Below are 17,301 nucleotides of genomic sequence, written 5' to 3'. Positions count from 1 at the left end.
CGTCCCCATGCTGAGTGCCCTGAACCAGCCGATCAACGCCGCCCGCCTGGCCCCCCCCCTGGACCATTGCCGCTTCGTCATCGGCACCGACGATTCCGCGCGCCTGCGCTTTCCGCGGGTGGAGAGCCATGCCGTGCATGGCGCTGGGCCGGCGGATGGCTTCCGGCTCACCGTGGCGTTGCCGCTGTCGTTCCGGGAACGAGGGCTGCGGCGCTATCCGCTGCTGCTGCTGGCCGACGGCACCCGCATGCTGGGAGCCAGCATCGAGATGGCACGCGTGCTGGTCGCCACCAAGGAAGCGGGCGAGTGCATCGTGGTGAGCCATGACGATCCCTGGCTGGCTCGCGCCGACGCCGCGGTGCAGGCCGAACGCATCGGGCGCATCCTGCAGTGGTGCCAGCTGCACTACCGCGTGAAGCCGGGCGAGGTCGCCTTGTTTGCGGCGGGCCGCAGCCTGGCCTGCACGCGCGAATTGCTGCGGCAGCCCGATACGGCCATCGATCGCTGGATCGTGGCCGGTGCCGAGGCCGCGAGCCTGCCCTGGCCCGCGGGCCTGCACCGGGGGCGCCCCCGAGTCGCCTGGGCCACCAATGACACGCCGGCGTGCGACGCGCCGGCGAGTGTTGCCGTCAAGCGCTTGCCGGAATCCACGGGCGAGGGCCTGGCGGTGCCGGCCCTGTGCCATGGCATCCGCAGCTTCTGGGGTTCCGGCCGCGCCTATGGCGATGACGTGATGCCCTTGAGCCGCCCGCTGGTGGAACGCCTGCTGCGCACGGCGTCGCCGCTGATCCGCCGCCTGCGCCGCGAGCCAGCCGTGCCGGTGGGCGGTGCCAGCCGCCATGTGCTGCGCTCGCAGATCATGGATCGCGACTTCGAGATCTTCGTCGGCCTGCCGCGCGGTCGGCCCAGTGCGGGCGGCCGCTATCCCGCGGTGCTGGCGCTGGACGCGAACTCCACCTGGTCCTGCATCTCCGAGATCGCGGCGCGCATGATCGACGCCGGCGAGATCGAGGACCTCATCACCGTTGGCATCGGCGTGCCGCGCGCCGAGGGCGAGGTGGCCTTCGGCCTGCGCCGCTTCGAGGAGTTCTCGCCGCCGGCCGAGGGGGCCTTCGAGGGTGCCCTGGGGCGTTTCTTCCTGTCGATCTTCTCGCTGTTCGGCCGCGATGCGCGCCAGCATTTCGGCGGGGCGCCGCTGTTCCACCGGTTCCTCTCCGAGGAACTGTTGCCGCAGCTGATGCGAAGCCTGCCGATCGATCCCGAGCGCCTGTCCCTGGTGGGGCACTCCGCCGGCGGCACCTACGCGGCGTACGAGCGCGCGCAGGCCGATACGCCGTTCGCCGGCATCGGCTCGCTCAGCCCGGGGGTGGCGATCAGCCGCGACTGGATGCTCGCGCCGGAGGACGGCCTGGCGGTGATGCCCCGCGCCGGCAAGCTGCTGGTGACCATGGGCGGGGAGGAGCAGGACAACGCATTCAACCGCCTGGCCGGCATCCCGCAGGCCGAGCACTATGCCGAGGCGCTGCGGCAGCGCGGCCAGGCGGGCAGCATCGACTATGCCTGCCTGGACGGCGAGACCCATACCACCGTGCTGGCACGTGCCTATGCGCTGCTGCTGACACGCTTCCATCCGAAGAAAGCGAGAGATGTCCCCCATGTTTGAACTGATCAAGCTGAGGATCCTGCGGCGGCTTCTGGTGCCGGTGATCCGGCTGAAGTGGCGCGGCAAGGTGCCTGCCGGTGTGACGGCTGAGCCGCTGGGAATCGCCTTCGGCGAGACCTGGGTCCCGGCGCGGCGCTATACCCCGGCGGGTGATCATCGCGCGCTGCCGGTGATGCTGTATTTCCACGGCGGCGGCTGGGTGGGCTTCAACCTCGATACCCATGATGCGCTGTGCCGGGACATCTGCCGCCGCAGCGGGCATATCGTCATCTCGGTGGACTACCGCCTGGCGCCGGAGCATCCGTTCCCGGCCGGCGTGCAGGATTGCCTGGCGGCGCTCGACTGGCTGGTGGCCAACGCGGCCCGCATTGGCGCGGACCCGCAGCGCATCAGCATCGGCGGCGACAGCGCTGGCGGCAACCTGGCCGCGGTGGTGGCCTTGCAGGCACGCAGCCGCCACCCTGGCGTGCTCAAGGGCCAAGTGCTGATCTATCCGGTCACCGACCATGTCTCCGGCGACTGGCCGTCCTATGCGCGCTACGGCCGCAAGCCCTATCCGCTGACGCGCGAAAGCCTGGCCGACCTGTGGCGCTGGTATACCGCCGACAGCTCCGAGTGGCCAGCCTCCAACACCCATGAGCTGGCGACGCCGCAGCGCGTGGCCGATCTCTCCGGCCTGCCGCCGGCCCTGGTGCTGCTGGCCGAGGAAGACCTGCTGTGCGACGAGGGCCGGGCCTACGCCGGCCGCATGCAAGAGGCCGGCAACGACGTGCAGGTGAAGAGCTACCCCGGCCAGAAGCACGGCTTCGTCGGCCTGGAGCCGACGGCGGCGCACGACCAGGCGCTGGCGGACATCCGCGACTGGATGGCGCGGCTGTACCGTTGAGGCCAGCGGGCGCCGGATGGCCCCGGCGCCGGTCTCGTCAGGCGGCGGCGTTGTAGATGCGTGCCGGCGGCGGCAGCTTCGCCGGTGCCGACAGCAGCTCGATGCGGCGGACATCGGCCTTGGCGATGGCTTCCATCTTCACCGGCCCGTAACCACGGATCTGTTGCGGCAGCGTCGCCAGCTCGATGGCGGTGGATAGCGTGGCCGCCGACAGCGTGGCGGACTGCGCCTCGATGGTCTCGATGTATTCCTTGGCCAGGCGGCGCTCGGCGCGGCGCTCCTCGCTGTAGCCGAAGGGGTCCAGCGGCGTGCCGCGCAGGAACTTCAGCTTGGCCAGCAGCGCGAAGGCACGGAAGATCCAGGGACCGAAGCGGCGCTTCTGCGGGCGGCCGGTGCGCGCGTCGATGGGCGACAGCAGCGGCGGAGCCAGCCACACCGAGACCTTGCCGGCATCGGCGAACTGCTGGTCCAGCGCGCTGCGGAAGGCGGGCTCCACGTACAGGCGCGCCACCTCGTACTCGTCCTTGTAGGCCATCAGCTTGTAGGCATTGGCGGCGACGGCGGCGATGAAGTCCTGACCGGCCTCGCCCAGCGGCGTGGCAGCGCTGCGCACGCGCTGCAGCAGCGCGCGGTAGCGTTCGGCGTGCTGCGGGCCCTGGTAGGCCACCAGGTCCGTGGCGCGGCGCTCGATGGACTGCTCCAGGGTTTCGCTTTCCTCGGCCTCGACCAGGCCGGCCATCTGCTCGACCTTGCCCAGGTCGATGGCGGCCAGGCGGCCCCAGTCCAGCGCGCGCAGGTTCAGGCCGACCGCCGCGCCGTTGACCTTGATGGCGTGGCGGATGGCGGCCAGCGACAGCGGCACCAGGCCCTGTTGCCAGGCGTAGCCCAGCAGCAGGGTGTTGGCGGCCACGGTGTCGCCGAACAGGCCCTCGGCGATGCGGTGGGCCTGCAGCGCGTGACGCTTGTCCGCGGCGGCGCGCGACAGTACCAGGTCGATCATGCGCTGCGAGGGCAGGCGGGCGTCGCGGTCGGCGACGATGTCGGCGGTCGGCGTCTCGTCGGTGTTCAGCACCACGGCGGAGCGGCCGGGCGCCAGCTTCTGCAGCGCGTCCGGCGCAGCGGCGCTGACGAAGTCGGCACCCAGCAGAAGGTCGATGTCGGCGGCGCCGATGCGCACAGCGTGGATCTCGCCGGCGGTGGCGGCGATGCGCACCTGGCTGACCACGGCACCGTTCTTCTGCGCCAGGCCGGTGAAGTCCAGCACCGAGGCGTGGCGGCCGTCGAAGTAGGCGGCGCTGCCCAGCAGCGCGCCGACGGTCAGCACGCCGGTGCCGCCGACGCCGGCGACGTAGACGTTGCAGACGCCGTCCAGCGCCGGCAAGGCGGTGTCCGGCAACTGCGCGAAGGTCTGTGCCTCGAAGGACTTGAGACGATCCGGGTCCGGCTTGCGCAGCACCGGCGCGTCGATCTCGACGAAGCTCGGGCAGAAGCCCTTCACGCAGGACAGGTCGGTGTTGCAGCTGGACTGGTTGATGCGGCGCTTGCGGCCGTAGCCGGTTTCCATCGGCTCCACGGCGATGCAGCTGGACTGCACCGAGCAGTCGCCGCAGCCTTCGCAGACGCGGGGATTGATGAACAGGCGGCGGCTGGAGGCGGGCAGGATCTTCTTCTTGCGGCGGCGGCGCTTCTCGGCGGCGCAGGTCTGCTCGTATATGATGGCGGTGACGCCTTCCTGCTCGCGCAGGTCGCGCTGCACGGCGTCCAGCGCGTCGCGGTGATGGATCTCGACGCCCTCGGCCAGGCCTTCGGCCTTCTGCCAGCGGGCGGGATCGTCGCTGACCAGAGCGATGCGGCCGACGCCTTCGGCGGCCAGCTGCCGGGTGATGCGCGCGGGGTCGATGCTGCCCTCGGCGGGCTGGCCGCCGGTCATGGCGACGGCGTCGTTGTAGAGGATCTTGAAGGTGATGCGGGTTTTGGCGGCCACGGCGGCGCGAACGGCCAGCAGGCCGGAATGCTGGTAGGTGCCGTCGCCCAGGTTCTGGAAGATATGCGGCGTCTCCGAGAACGGCGCGGCGCCCACCCACTGCAGGCCTTCACCGCCCATCTGGCTGAAGGTCGGCGTCTTCAGCGCCGGCTGCGACAGCGCCATGATGTGGCAACCGATGCCGCCGCCGGTCATCGAGCCTTCCGGCGTCTTGGTGGAGGTGCCATGCGGGCAGCCGGAGCAGAAGAAGGGCTTGCGTGCCGGCATCGGAGTAACCGAGCTGGCGCCGCTGCGCGCCTCGATCTCCGCCATGCGGCCCGACAGCGCCAGCGTCTCGCCCATGGCGGCGAGGCGGCCGCGCAGCACGCGCGCCACCATCAGCGGGGTGAACTCGGAGACCACCGGCAGCAGCGGGCGGCCTTCCGGATCGGTCTTGCCGGTAACGCGCGGGCGACGTGCGGCGGGGCGGTGGTACAGCGCGTTCTTGACCTGCGACTCGACGATGGGCTGCTTCTCTTCGATCACCAGCAGCTCGTCGCAACCGTCGGCGAAGTCGAGCAGCGAGCCGGCTTCCAGCGGCCAGCTCATGGCGACCTTGAACACCGAGATGCCCAGGGCCTGCAGGTCGTTGTCGCGCAGGCCCAGGTCGGCCAGGGCCTGCATCAGGTCCTGGTGCGCCTTGCCGACGGTGACGATGCACAGGCGTGCCTGGCGCGCGCGCACCACCGGGCGGTTGAGGGCGTTGGCGCGGGCCCAGGCCAGGGCGGCGGGGAGGCGCTCGTCCACCAGGCGGCGCTCCAGCTCGGCGCGCTGCGCCGGCCAGGCGATGCCCGGGTCCCAGTTGAGGCCGTGCGCGGGCGCACCCTCGGGCTCGATGAAGAGCGGGGCGGCGGCGGGCAGCAGGAAGGACGAGGCGCTTTCCACCACCTCGGCGATGGTCTTCATTGCCACCCACAGGCCGGAGTAGCGCGACAGCTCGAAGCCGGCCAGGCCCAGCGAGAGGATTTCCTCGACGCTGGCGGGCTGGATGATCGGCATCATCACCGACTGGAATATGCCGTCGGTCTGGTGAGGGAACATGGAGGACTGCGCGGCATGGTCGTCGCCGGCTACCGCGAGTACGCCGCCCAGGCGCGAGGTGCCGAGGATGTTGGCGTTGCGGAAGACATCGCCGGTGCGATCCACGCCGGGGCCCTTGCCGTACCAGACGCCGAAGACGCCATCGACCTTGGTCTGGCCGAAGGCCTTGTGCATCTGCGCGCCCCACAGCGCGGTGGCGGCCAGGTCCTCGTTGAGGCCGGGCTGGAATTTCACGTCGTGCGCATCCAGGTGCTTCTGGGCCTTCCACAGTTGCTGGTCGTAGGCGCCCAGCGGCGAGCCGCGGTAGCCGGACACCAGGCCCGCAGTGCTGAGGCCGCGGGCGCGGTCGAAGCGGCGCTGCGCCATCGGCAGGCGCACCAGGGCCTGGATGCCGGTCATGAAGATCGGCCCGTCGGCGCGGGCATACACGTCGTCGTAGCTGAAGTCGGGCTGGGCCAGGATCGGTGCGGCGGACATCGGACTCTCCGTGGGTGCGCCAATGGCGCCTCTGCGTACGGAAATCTTAGGTCCGGGGCCGGAGTACAGGATTCCAAATTTAACTTTGGAATCGGGATGTTTTAGTATGAATGAACCAATAAACAATAAATTGTTGGTTTTATATGGCTGAAGATCTCGATTCCTACGATATGAAGATCCTGCGCGCCCTGGTGCGGGACGGGCGCATGAGCTGGCGCAGTCTGGCCGACGACATCGGCTTGTCGCTGACGCCGACGCTGCGCCGGGTCCGGCGCCTGGAGGAAGAGGGCTATATCGAGGGCTACAGCGCGCACCTGGACGAGAAGCGGCTGATGGGCGCGATGAGCGCCTTCGTCTCGGTGACGCTGGAGCGGCAGGTGGAAGAGGTGCTGGCGCGCTTCGAGCAGCGCGTGACCGCGCTGCCGGAGGTGATGAGCTGCTTCCTGATGTCCGGCGGCGCGGATTACACGCTGCGCGTGGTGGTGCGCGACCTGGACCACTACCAGCAACTGCTGTCGAAGCTGACGCGCATTCCCGGCGTCGCCCACATCCAGTCGAGCTTTGCGCTGAAGTCGGTGATCCGCCGCCGCGGGCCGGAGCTGTAGCTCGCTAGCGACTACTTGGTGCCGGGGAAGCGGATCGGCGCGACCGGCTGATTGAACACCACCGACAGCAGCTCCATCGAGAATTCGCGCTTGCCTTCCAGGCCGGTGATCTTGTGGGCGACCAGGATGCCGTTGATCTCGCGGTAGTCGCTGACGTTGGAGATCACCTTGACCGGCTCGGGATTCTCCTCGTCCTGCTTGGTGGCCTCCAGCTGCTTGAGCAGGCCGGTGGCGGTGTCGAAGCGCCAAATCTCGCGGTCGCCGTTGTCGGCGATCAGTTCCACCACCTTGACGCTCTTGCCGTCGATGGTCTCGTCGGGCAGCAGGCGCCGCGTGGGGTAGAACTGCTTGAACTTGCGGTCCCAGTCCAGGCTGTTGCCGCGCAGCATGCGCTTGAGCTCCTTGTCCGGGGCGACGCTGATCTTGCTGCCCTTGCGGACCCAGCCGGTGGTGCCGTCATAGCCGCTGCCGCCGCCCTGGCCGAGGATGGTGGCCTCCGCCTCGTAGATGTTCGGGCGGATCAGGCGTGACTTCATCTTGGCGCTGAACCAGCCGACCGAAATCTTGGCTTCCATGACGCGCGTCTGGATGCGCGCCAGTTTGTCGTGGCCACCGAGTGCTTCGATATGGCGCTGCAGTACTTCGTCGGCGGGCGAGGCCTGGGCGATGCCCAGCGGCAGCCACAGGGCCAGCACCAGGATCCGGAGGAAGGTCTTCATTGCTTCACCTGTTCGAGCGCGTCATCGGGCATCCGGCGCGCCTCCGCGCACCGGGAACGCCGAAGCATGACGGCTCCGGGTGGCGTTCGCCTCACCCCGGGGACTGCCAGGGCCGAGAGGCCCTAGCCCAGGATGCGGCGCAGCTCGTCGGCGGTGGGGGCGTGGGCGCCGACCCGGGCGCAGGCGGACGCGCCCGAGGCCGCGGCGTAGCGCAGGGCGGCGGCGGGCGGCGCGTCCGGCTCGGCCAGGCGATGGGCCAGGAAGGCGCCCATGCAGGCATCGCCGGCGCCGACGGTGTCCGCCACCTGCACCGGGAAGGAGGCCTGGGCCAGGCGCAGGCCGGCGTAGTGCAGCGTCATGCCGGCGGCGCCGTGGGTGTGGATCACGCGGGCCGTGGGGGCCCGTTCCAGCACCTTGCCGAGCGCGGCATCCAGCGGCAGGCCGGGATAGATGCCGGCGAGGTCCTCGTCGGACACCTTGAGGATGTCGGCGATGGCGGCCAGGCGCTCGAACAGCGCCGGGTAGTCCGGGCCCATCAGGGCACGGTGGTTGGGGTCGAAGCTGATCTGCACGCCGGCCTGCTTGAGCGACTCGGCGATGCGCAGCAGGCGCTCGCCCAGCGGTTGCCGCACCAGGCTGATGCAGCCGAAGTGCGCGATCCGGCAGCCGGACTGCCAGCCGGCCGGCATCCGCGTTTCGTCGAAGGCGAGGTCGGCTGCGTCGTTGCCCACGAACAGGTAACGCGGCGGGTCGATCTGCGTGACCATGGCCAGCAGGGGCGGCTTGTCCACCACCTGGATGTAGTCCAGGTCCAGCCCGGCGACGCGCGACAGGTCGACGATCTGCTGCCCGAAAGCATCGTTGCTGACCGCGCCCGCCCAGGCGGTGGGGATGCCCAGCGTCGCCGCGACGCGCGCCACGTTCCAGCAGGCGCCGCCGGCCGCGCTCTGCCAGCGGCCGTCACCGTGGTGCACGAAGTCGGTCAGGGCCTCGCCGAAGACTACCAGGGCGGGCGAGGAAGAGGCGGTCATTGCGCGAGGCTCCGGATGTGGTCGCGGGGTGTGCACTGGAGCAGTGAACGCAGTTGCTGCGTGACAGCGTCTGCGAACGGGGTGGCCAGGGTGGGCGGCAATGATAGCTTCGAGGCCAGGAACGTGTCGGCCTGGCGGCTCGCCACCGCGGCGACGGCCAGTGCGATCAATCCGTCGCGGTCATGGTCCACGTACTCGCGGCGCTGCGCCGCGTCCTGTGCGAGGGCGTCAAGGTAGACGATCCACAGCGCGATGGCGGTGGCCAGGTGGTCGATCGGCTGCCCGGCCTGCAGGCGCCGGATCGTTGGTGGCAGCAGTACCTGGGGAAACTTGGTAGAGCTGTCCATGGCCAGCCGCAGCAGGCGGTCCTCGATGGCGGCGTTGGCGAAGCGCTGTGCCAGCGAGGCCTGGTAGGCGCGGTAATCGACGCCGCCCAGCGGCTGCAGCGTGGCCGCCACTTCCTGCATGTAGCCGAGATGCCAGTCACGCACCAGGGGATCGGCCAGCGCCTCATGCACCCTCGTGTAGCCGAGCAGCAGGCCAAGGTGCGAGAGGGCGCTGTGGCCGCCGTTGAGCAGGCCGACCTTCATGTCCTCGTAGCGCTCGACTGCGTCGGAGAACACCACGCCGTCCTGCTCGAACGGTGGCCTGCCGGCGATGAATCGGTCTTCCATCACCCATTGCAGCCAGGGCTCGCAGACCACGGGGATGCGGTCGTCCACACCCCAGTCGGCGCAGAGGCGGGCGCTGCGCGCAGGATCGGCGGCCGGCGTGATGCGGTCGACCATCGAGCAGGGGAAACTGGCCTCGGCACCGATCCACTGGGCCAGCGCCGGATCGAGGCGCGCAGCGAGGCCCAGCACGGCGGCCTGCAGGCGGTGGCCGTTGCCGACCAAGTTGTCGCAGGACATGGCCGTGAATCCGCCGATACCGGCGGCGCGGCGCGCGGACAGGGCGGCGACCAGCAGGCCCGGCGCGCTGCGCGGGCGGGCGGGCTGGACGAGGTCGTGGATGATGTCGGGGTGCAGGGTATCCAGGGCACCGGCGGCATCCAGGCAGTAGCCGGCCTCGGTGACGGTCAGTGAGACGATGAAGGTGTTCGCGTCGGCCAGCAGGGCCACGGCGGCGCGGCTGTCGTCGCTGGCGTCGAGGTGATCCATGATCGAGCCGACCACGGTGACGCGGCGCTGATTGCCTTCCAGTTCCCACAGCGAGTAGAGACCGTCCTGGGCCTGCAGGGCCTGGTGCATGGGGCGGTCGGCGGCACGCAGGCCGATGCCGCAGATGCCCCAGCCGTCGGCCAGGCCCTGCTGCAGCAGGCGGTGCAGCACCAGTGCTTGGTGCGCGCGGTGGAAGCCGCCGACGCCGAGGTGGCAGATGCGCTGGCTCATCTGCCGCGCATACCGCGGCGTGTCCACGGCGGCGCCGTCAACGGTGATCTGCGCGACCCGCTCCAGCGTGGCGTTGCGCAGCGGCAGGCCTGCGCTCATGCGGTCCGGATGGCGATGCCGATGAAGATCTCGGCCAGCTCTCGCGGATCGAGGTAGCGCTTGCCGGTCTGGAACTGGGCGGTGGACAGGCCGTTGATGTGGGCGACGATGTGGACCGCGACGGTCTCCGGATCGCTGCGCAGGCGTTCGCCCTTGACGTGGGTGGCGTCGCGGATGAAGGCGGTGAAGTCGGCGACGATCTCCTGCGCGGTGGCGCGTAGCTTGGCGGCGATCTCCGGCCGGCTCAGCGCGATGGTCTGCACCACGAAGAACAGGTTCATGCCGGGGTCGTCGGCGGAGGCGGCGGCATCGCCCTGGCCGATCAGGTCGGCCAGGGCCGTGAGCTTGCTTCGCAGCGGCTGGCCCGGGGCGGAGACGCCGACCAGGCGCTTGGACAACTGGCCGACCGTGCTGTGCCAGAGCTCGAAAAACAGGTTCTGCTTGTCGCCGAACAACGAATAGACCGGCATGCGCGACATGCCGGCGTACTCGGCGACGTCGTCGATGGTGACGGCCTCATAGCCCTTCTCCATGAACTTGATGCGCGCGGCCTGAAGCAGGTCCTGGCTGCGCTGCAGCTTCTGCTCGGCGCGCGACAGCCGCGGCTTGCCGGCCAGCTCGGGTTTTGCGGTTTTCATGACTTGGCGGGTTCCCCTTGCGAGCCAATTAAATACATCATATATTGAAAATCACAGAGTATTAATAGACGCTGCATATTAGTGTAGCGCTGCTGTGAGGAGAGCGTCATGAAGATTTTCGGGCTGTCGCGCGCTGCGGCCGCGATTGTCGTGCTGACGGTGGCCACCACCGCCGTGGCGCAGGAGGCGCCCGGGGGGGACGCCGGGGCAGAGGACGCGGATTTCCTCGATGAACTGATGGCCGAGCCGGCGCCGCCACCTGCGGCTCCCGAGGCGCCGCAGGCTACCGCCGCAGCCAGCGACGAGGCTGCGCCGGCCGCGGCGGATCCGGGCGAGGAACTGGACGTGATTCCGGTGGCGCAGAAACCGCAGCCGGTGCCGGCCATGGCTGCGGCACCCTCCAGCCGCCAGGTGGAGGAGATCGTAGTGACGGCGGCCTACCGCGAGCAGAGCATCCAGGACGTGGTCGGCGGCGCGCAGGTCTTCGGTGGCGAGGGCCTGGACAAGGCCGGCGCCAAGGGCATGCAGGACTACCTGCTGGAGGTGCCGAGCGTGTCGCTGCAGAAGTCGGGCAACGGCTCGTCCAAGATCAGCATCCGTGGCATCTCCAACGTCAATGCCTCGGATCTCGGCTACGGCGCCGGCTCGCCGACCACGGGCGTTTATCTGAATGACGTGGCGATCCAGGGTTCCGGCGTGTTCCCGGATCTCAACCTGTTCGACCTGAACCGCGTGGAGATCCTCAAGGGCCCGCAGGGCACGCTGTACGGCGAGGGCTCGATGGGCGGCGCGATCAAGATGATCACCATGGCGCCGGACATGGACGAGTGGGTGTTCCGCACCGCCGCCATGTATTCGGTGACCTCCGACGGTGCGCCCAGCCGAGACTTCCGTGGCGCGGTGAACGTGCCGATCCTGGAGGACCGGCTGGCGGCGCGCATCGTCGGCACGATGCGCCACACCGGCGGCTACGTCGACTACACGGCCCTGGACCGCGAGGACGCAGATTCGGAGGATGACCGCTCGCTGCGCGCGATCCTGTCCTACAAGCCCTGGGACGCATTCGAGCTGGAGTACATGTACTTCTACGAGAAGACCGACCGCGACCAGTTCCCGACCGTGGATCCAGGCAAGCAGGAGGCGCTGACCAACTCGCGGCGCGAGGACCAGTACGCCCTGACGGAGTTCGACATCCACGCGCTGACGGTGCGCTGGGACCTGTCCTTCGCGCAGCTGACTGCGGTCAGTGCCTTCTACAACACCGACCGCGACAGCCGCCGCCGCACGCCGGTGCTGCAGTCGCTGCTGCAGACGCAGTTCGGGCAGTTGGGACTGACGGCGCCGGACATCTTCTCGAATGCCTCCACCCAGGTGCTGACGCAGCTGGAGTCATTTTCGCAGGAGCTGCGCCTGGTGTCGGCCGGCGACGAGCGCTTCGACTGGATCGGCGGCCTGTTCTACCGAGACCGCAGCCAGGGCTTCGACCAGGAGAAGCGCGAGGATGTGATCCCCGACGATCCAACCGGCCTGTTCAACGGCATCCTGCGCGGCTTCAACCCGATCCAGGGGCGGCAGGAGCAGGGTTTCGGCGACGAGACCTTCAAGCAGATCGCGGCCTACGGCGAGGTGAACTGGGAACTGGTGCCCGGCAAGCTGGAGCTGATCGGCGGCCTGCGTGCCTTCCGCGAGGATGTGTCGTTCTTCATCGATACGCAGTTCTACGGCGTGGAGGCCTTCCTGCTGGCCACCGACCCGCGCAACATCGACCCGCAGACGGGCACCGCGAGAAAGTACTTCAGCCAGGCACTGCGCACGCAGGGCATCCTGCCGAAGGTCTCGCTGTCCTGGCACATCACCGACGACCACATGGCCTATGCCACCGTGGCGCGCGGCTTCCGCTCCGGCACGCCGAACGTCTACGCGGCACTGGCCAGCGGCCCGCCGATCGTCGATCCGGACTATGTCTGGAACAAGGAGATCGGCCTGAAGTCGAGTTGGCTGGATGGCACGCTGATCGCGAACCTGGCGCTCTACCGCATCGACTGGGAGGACATGCAAGGCACTGTGGTGGGAACCGCGCGCCTGGGAATCGTGCCGACCGACTTCGCCTACCTGGCCAATGCCGGCGACTCGAAGCTGCTGGGCGCAGAACTGGGCATCAACTGGATGCCGCTGGAGGGGCTGATGCTGAGCCTGAACCTGGGCTACAACGACGGCGAGGTGACCAAGCCGCGCGAGAACAGCCACGTGGTCAAGGGCTCGGCGCTGCCGAACAGCCCCAAGCTCACCTGGAGCAGCACGCTGGCCTACACCTGGCTGCTGCCGATGGACCTGCAGGGCGAGTTCTCGGCCACGTATTCGTACATCGACAAGCAGTCGGTGATCTTCCGCTCCGAGGGCGTGGACGACATCGTCATCGACGCTTACGACCAGCTGAAGGCCAGCATCGGCATCAGCCGCCAGAGCTGGCGCCTGCAGCTGTTCGGCGACAACCTCACCGACAAGCGCGCCGTCGTCGCCATCTCCGCTCCCATCGCCCAGTATACGGTCATCACGCCGCGCGTGATCGGCCTGAGGCTCAGCTATGACTTCTGAAAAAAGCCCGCTCTTCGTCCTTGGGGGCGATGATGCCGCCGATCGTCTTGATGCGGTGGAGCGCCATGCGGTCGAGGCCGGCGGTGCCTTGCGTGAACTGCGCGTGGCCCTGCCCAAGAGCTACGAAGGCTCGCGCCGGCAACGCTACCCGCTGCTGTTCGTTCTGGATGCGGAGGGGCTGTTCGGCTCGGCGGTGGAGATGAGCCGCCTGATGTCGGATACCAGCGAGAACCGCGAGTGCATCGTGGTGGGGTTGCCGGACCTGGGTGGCGACGGCTCCGCCGAGGCCGCAGGCCGGCTCGCGGCAATGATCGGCGGCGAAATCCTGGCTTGGTGCCGCGAGCGCTACCGCGTCGAGGAAGACGAGGTAGCGCTGTACGGCTGCAATGCCGCGGCCGGCGTGGTGCTGCAGGCGCTGCTGGGCGGCGTCGAGGGTATCGGCCGCTTCATCGCCGGCGAGCACGACCTGGCGCGGGCCAGCGCGGTGTTGCGCCGCTTTAGGGACCTACCGGCCGAGCGCGGCGCCGGCCGCAAGCTGTCCATCACCGCCACCGGCCGAGCCGGCGAGGTGGATTGGCAGGAACTCGGCAAGGCGCTCTCCAAAGCAGCCGGCGGTGCCGCGGTGTCGCTGCGCTGGCAGGCCGGGCTGGGCGCCAGCACGCTGGCCATGCCGGCGCTGCTGGATGGCCTGCGCAGCCTCTGGGGCACCGGCAAGAACTACGGCGACAACGTCGTGCCGATGGGCAAGCGGGCCGTCAGCGGCCTGCTGGGACTGCTGTCTCCGGTCTTCCGGCGCCTGCGGCGCCGGCCGCCCACGGCGTTCAACCCTGCCAACCGGCAGTTGCTGCGCGCGGAGCAGATGGCGCGCAATTTCGAGATCTTCGTGTCGCTGCCAGCGTCGTATGCGCCGGCCAGCCTGCGCCGCTACCCGGCGCTGCTGGTGCTGGATGCCAACATCGAATTCTCCACAGTGGCTGAAGCCGCCGCGCGCATGGCGGCGGCCGGCGAGATCGCCGAGACCATCGTGATCGGCATCGGTACCCCGCGCAGTGAAGGGCCGATGGAGTTCGCCTTCCGCCGCTTCGAGGAGTTCTCGCCGCCGGCTCCCCGGGCCTATGCCTGCGGTGACGATCTCGGGCGCGTGTTCCGCAGTCTGTTCGCGCTGCGTGGCCAGGATGCCCGACGACGCCTGGGCCGGGCGCCGAAGTTCTTCCGCTTCATCGTCGATGAACTGCTGCCGCTGCTGCAGCGGCAGTTGCCGATCGATGCCGGCGACCTGGGCCTGCTGGGCCACTCTGCCGGCGGAACCTTCGTCGGCTATGCGCTGTATCGGCCGGACTCGCCATTCCGGCGCTACTTCGCCATCAGCCCCGGCGTCGGCATCAGCGACTCCTGGCTGCTGAACCATGCGCAGCCCGGCGACATGGCACCGCGTGCCGGCCTGGCGGTGCTGACACTAGGCAGTCTGGAGAGGGACAATGCGTTCAACCGCATGGCCGGTATCGACCGTACCGAGGAGTGGGGCCAGCGCCTGCGCGAGCAGCGACCGGCGCTGGAACTGCGCTGCGAATGCCTGGAGGGTGAGACTCACAGCAGTGTCTATCCTCGCGCCGTCGCCCTGTCGCTGAGGGCGGGGTACGCTGTTGCCAGCACTGTTTCCGACCATGTTTCCGATACCGCGATCGGCCGTCCGGTCGCTGCCTGAGGGGCAAGATTCCATGAGCAGCATTCTCGAAGTCCTGACTACAGCCCTGGGCGCCGATGCCGTGCTGCCGCCGGAGCGCGTGGCCGACCGGGCCAACAGCTACTGGGACCCGTCGCCGATGCGCGCCGCGGCGCTGGTGCGGCCGCGCAGCACGGCCGAGCTTTCCCGGCTGATGCAGATCTGCCACGAGCGCGGCCAGCCGGTGGTGACGCAGGGCGGGCTTACCGGCTGCGTCGAGGGCGCCACCACCGACGCCTCCAGCGTGGTGATATCGCTGGAGCGCATGACCGCGATCGAGGACATCGACTCGGTCGGCCGCACGGCGACGGTGCAGGCCGGTGTGGTGCTGCAGCGGCTGCAGGAGGCGGTGCGCGAGCAGGGGCTGATGTTCCCGGTGGACCTCGGCGCGCGTGGCTCCTGCACGGTGGGCGGCAACGTCGCCACCAATGCCGGCGGCATCAACGTGATCCGCTACGGCATGATGCGCAGCCGCGTGCTGGGCCTGGAGGCGGTGCTGGCGGACGGCACCGTGATCTCCTCGATGAACCACATGCTGAAGAACAACGCGGGCTACGACCTCAAGCAACTGTTCATCGGCAGCGAGGGCACGCTGGGCGTGGTCACGCGCGTGGTGGTGCGGCTGGAGGAGCTGCCGGTGAGCCGCAATACCGCGATGGTAGCCCTGGCCAGCTTCGGTCACGTGACCGGCCTGCTGAAGCGCCTGCAGCAGTCCCTGGGCGGGCAGCTCAGCGCCTACGAGGTAATGTGGGGCGACTACTTCCGCGAGGTGACGGCGCCGGGCTGGCACCGCGCGCCGATGGAGCGCGAGCATGCCTACTACGTGGTACTGGAGGCCGAGGGTGCCAACCCCGGGGCCGATCGCGAGCAGTTCGAGGCGGTGATGGCGCAGGCGCTGGAAGAGGGGCTGGTGGCCGACGCGGTGATCCCCCAGTCCGATACCGAGCGCCGGGCGCTGTGGGAGATCCGCGAGAATTTCTCGGCGCTGTACCAGCGAAAGCCGATCTTCCTCTACGACGTGAGCCTGCCGATCCGCGAGATGGAAGCCTACATCGCGGCCGTGCAGCAGCGCCTGAAGCAGCGCTGGCCCAACAGCCGCTGCGACGTGATCGGGCATATCGGTGACGGTAACCTTCACCTGTTTGTCCACCCCGGCTGCGAAGGCGAGGGGCAGCACGAGCAGTCCGATGTCGAGGTCTACGCGCCGCTGGAACCCATCGGCGGTTCGATTTCCGCCGAGCACGGCATCGGTACCGAGAAGCGCGGCAAGCTGGGCATCTCGCGTTCGGCCGACGAGATCGCGCTGATGCACGTGCTCAAGCGCAGCCTGGATCCGAAGGGCATTCTGAATCCGGGCAAGGTCCTGGAGACGGCATGACGTGTGCGGGGGGGGGCGGGGGCGCGAGGCGGCGTACGGCACGTCGTGAATCCGCAGGGACCGTGTCAAGGTCACCGGCTGGGCGCGCTCGGCCTCATGGACGATACGGCCGGCGCTGAACGGTTGATCGCTGGCTAGGGCGAAAACAGTAAGAGCAGGGCCAGGGATACCAGCAGCACGGCCATCGCGCGATCGATGAGCCTGGCTCGAGACAGCAGGTGCTGGCGGATGCGCGGATGAGCGATCGCCAATGAGATCAGGCTGAACCAGGTGCCGGTGCTGAGGATGATCCAGGCGCCCAGCAGGATGTTCAGCGAGGCGGGCGCGCCGGCGGTCAGGGTTGCCGAGAACAGCGCCGCACAGAACAGGGCGGCCTTGGGATTCAACAGGTTGGTGGCGACGCCGAGGAGATAGCTTCTCCTCGGGGCCGGCGCGGCGTTGACCGCGGTCTCGCTGCCCGGAGTGCTGGATGCACGCCAGCTGCCGTATCCCATCCAGATCAGGAAGGCGGCGCCGCCGTAGCGCAGCCATTCCAGCAGTGAAGGCAGGCGCTCCAGCAACCAGCCCAGTCCGAACAGGCCCAAGGCCACATGGGCAACGATGCCGCTAGCGATCCCCCAGGCGGTCCACAGGCCCGCGCTGCGTCCATGCAACAGGGCCTGGCGCGAAACGATTGCGAAATCAGGCCCTGGCGACATCACGGCAAGCAGATGCGCCAGGGCTGCGGCACCGAACAGGGCAAGGTGGTTCACGACTCCCAGGTGCCCGGTCAGGATGGCGAACGGCTCAGATGTGGCTGAGCCACTCCGGGTACTGGCTGCTCTCGCCCTTGACCAGTTGCAGGTACTGCTTCTGCAGCTTCTCGGTGATCGGCCCGCGCGAGCCGCTGCCGATGGGGCGGTTGTCCACTTCGCGGATCGGGGTCACTTCGGCGGCGGTGCCGGTGAAGAAGGCCTCGTCGGCCACGTAGACCTCGTCACGCGTGATGCGGCGCTCCACGATCTTCAGGCCGTTGTCCTGCGCCAGCTGCAT

Annotated in this window: 13 protein-coding genes; 6 read left to right on the top strand and 7 right to left on the bottom strand. The window is 69.0% G+C overall.

Going from position 1 to position 17,301, the window contains the following annotated elements; translation table 11 throughout:
• Positions 1-7: 7 nt before the first annotated feature.
• Both QT386_RS06435 and QT386_RS06430 read left to right on the top strand, forming a co-directional pair.
• The gene (locus QT386_RS06435; protein WP_289272927.1) at positions 8-1,663 is read left to right on the top strand and encodes an alpha/beta hydrolase; all 1,656 of its coding nucleotides are present in this window, start codon (positions 8-10) and stop codon (positions 1,661-1,663) included.
• Entirely contained in the window at positions 1,656-2,549 is an 894-nt protein-coding gene (locus QT386_RS06430) for an alpha/beta hydrolase (RefSeq protein ID WP_289272926.1), read from the top strand. The genes QT386_RS06435 and QT386_RS06430 overlap by 8 nt, the downstream gene beginning before the upstream one ends.
• Positions 2,550-2,586: 37 nt before the next feature.
• Here the strand turns inward: QT386_RS06430 and QT386_RS06425 are convergent, their stop codons facing one another.
• Positions 2,587-6,090 carry an indolepyruvate ferredoxin oxidoreductase family protein gene (locus QT386_RS06425; RefSeq protein ID WP_289272925.1) on the bottom strand — a complete coding sequence of 1,168 codons (3,504 nt, stop codon included), beginning with the start codon at positions 6,088-6,090 and terminating at the stop codon, positions 2,587-2,589.
• A gap of 143 nt (positions 6,091-6,233) precedes the next feature.
• On the opposite strand from QT386_RS06425, the gene QT386_RS06420 reads away from it, so the two are divergent.
• Complete coding sequence (locus QT386_RS06420) at positions 6,234-6,695, top strand: Lrp/AsnC family transcriptional regulator (protein ID WP_289272924.1); 462 nt, start codon at positions 6,234-6,236, stop codon at positions 6,693-6,695.
• Between the two features lie 11 nt (positions 6,696-6,706).
• Here QT386_RS06420 and QT386_RS06415 read toward each other — a convergent pair whose 3' ends face one another.
• The 4 genes from QT386_RS06415 to QT386_RS06400 all read right to left on the bottom strand — a co-directional run bounded on the left by QT386_RS06415 (position 6,707) and on the right by QT386_RS06400 (position 10,573).
• A complete protein-coding gene (locus tag QT386_RS06415; protein WP_289272923.1) occupies positions 6,707-7,414 on the bottom strand; it encodes a hypothetical protein in 708 nt (235 codons plus the stop codon).
• A 122-nt stretch (positions 7,415-7,536) separates the two neighbouring features.
• On the bottom strand, positions 7,537-8,445 hold the full coding sequence (locus QT386_RS06410) for a carbohydrate kinase (RefSeq protein ID WP_289272922.1): 909 nt from the start codon (positions 8,443-8,445) through the stop codon (positions 7,537-7,539).
• Positions 8,442-9,935, bottom strand: a complete 1,494-nt coding sequence (locus QT386_RS06405) for a mannitol dehydrogenase family protein (protein ID WP_289272921.1) — start codon at positions 9,933-9,935, stop codon at positions 8,442-8,444. Before QT386_RS06405 ends, QT386_RS06410 begins: the two co-directional genes overlap by 4 nt.
• A complete protein-coding gene (locus QT386_RS06400; RefSeq protein WP_289272920.1) occupies positions 9,932-10,573 on the bottom strand; it encodes a TetR/AcrR family transcriptional regulator in 642 nt (213 codons plus the stop codon). Before QT386_RS06400 ends, QT386_RS06405 begins: the two co-directional genes overlap by 4 nt.
• 108 nt (positions 10,574-10,681) lie before the next feature.
• Here QT386_RS06400 and QT386_RS06395 point away from each other — a divergent pair, with 108 nt between their 5' ends.
• Genes QT386_RS06395 through QT386_RS06385 form a run of 3 tightly spaced genes read left to right on the top strand, consistent with a single transcriptional unit; the run spans position 10,682 to position 16,269 of the window.
• Positions 10,682-13,168, top strand: coding sequence for a TonB-dependent receptor (locus tag QT386_RS06395; RefSeq protein ID WP_289272919.1), 2,487 nt, complete (start codon positions 10,682-10,684; stop codon positions 13,166-13,168).
• Positions 13,158-14,873, top strand: a complete 1,716-nt coding sequence (locus QT386_RS06390) for a hypothetical protein (protein WP_289272918.1) — start codon at positions 13,158-13,160, stop codon at positions 14,871-14,873. The genes QT386_RS06395 and QT386_RS06390 overlap by 11 nt, the downstream gene beginning before the upstream one ends.
• 13 nt (positions 14,874-14,886) lie before the next feature.
• Positions 14,887-16,269, top strand: coding sequence for an FAD-binding oxidoreductase (locus tag QT386_RS06385; protein WP_289272917.1), 1,383 nt, complete (start codon positions 14,887-14,889; stop codon positions 16,267-16,269).
• A gap of 134 nt (positions 16,270-16,403) precedes the next feature.
• On the opposite strand, the gene QT386_RS06380 is transcribed toward QT386_RS06385, so the two are convergent.
• Together QT386_RS06380 and QT386_RS06375 are read right to left on the bottom strand one after the other, a co-directional pair.
• Positions 16,404-17,021, bottom strand: a complete 618-nt coding sequence (locus QT386_RS06380) for a LysE family transporter (protein ID WP_289272916.1) — start codon at positions 17,019-17,021, stop codon at positions 16,404-16,406.
• Between the two features lie 34 nt (positions 17,022-17,055).
• A partial coding sequence (locus QT386_RS06375; protein WP_289272915.1) for an aminotransferase class IV occupies positions 17,056-17,301 on the bottom strand: 246 nt, incomplete at its 5' end.

Origin of the sequence: Solimonas sp. SE-A11, assembly GCF_030345715.1 — a bacterium.
Taxonomy (GTDB): Bacteria; Pseudomonadota; Gammaproteobacteria; order Nevskiales; family Nevskiaceae; genus Solimonas_A.
The sequence above is the reverse complement of the archived record's forward strand: the minus strand, read 5'-3'. Positions and strand labels throughout refer to the sequence as shown.

Coding starts and splice junctions, on each gene's coding strand:
- QT386_RS06385 (WP_289272917.1), top strand. CDS start 14,887: ATGAGCAGCATTCTCGAAGTCCTGACTACAGCCCTGGGCGCCGATGCC.
- QT386_RS06425 (WP_289272925.1), bottom strand. CDS start 6,090: ATGTCCGCCGCACCGATCCTGGCCCAGCCCGACTTCAGCTACGACGAC.
- QT386_RS06415 (WP_289272923.1), bottom strand. CDS start 7,414: ATGAAGACCTTCCTCCGGATCCTGGTGCTGGCCCTGTGGCTGCCGCTG.
- QT386_RS06395 (WP_289272919.1), top strand. CDS start 10,682: ATGAAGATTTTCGGGCTGTCGCGCGCTGCGGCCGCGATTGTCGTGCTG.
- QT386_RS06435 (WP_289272927.1), top strand. CDS start 8: ATGCTGAGTGCCCTGAACCAGCCGATCAACGCCGCCCGCCTGGCCCCC.
- QT386_RS06430 (WP_289272926.1), top strand. CDS start 1,656: ATGTTTGAACTGATCAAGCTGAGGATCCTGCGGCGGCTTCTGGTGCCG.
- QT386_RS06400 (WP_289272920.1), bottom strand. CDS start 10,573: ATGAAAACCGCAAAACCCGAGCTGGCCGGCAAGCCGCGGCTGTCGCGC.
- QT386_RS06420 (WP_289272924.1), top strand. CDS start 6,234: ATGGCTGAAGATCTCGATTCCTACGATATGAAGATCCTGCGCGCCCTG.
- QT386_RS06390 (WP_289272918.1), top strand. CDS start 13,158: ATGACTTCTGAAAAAAGCCCGCTCTTCGTCCTTGGGGGCGATGATGCC.
- QT386_RS06410 (WP_289272922.1), bottom strand. CDS start 8,445: ATGACCGCCTCTTCCTCGCCCGCCCTGGTAGTCTTCGGCGAGGCCCTG.
- QT386_RS06405 (WP_289272921.1), bottom strand. CDS start 9,935: ATGAGCGCAGGCCTGCCGCTGCGCAACGCCACGCTGGAGCGGGTCGCG.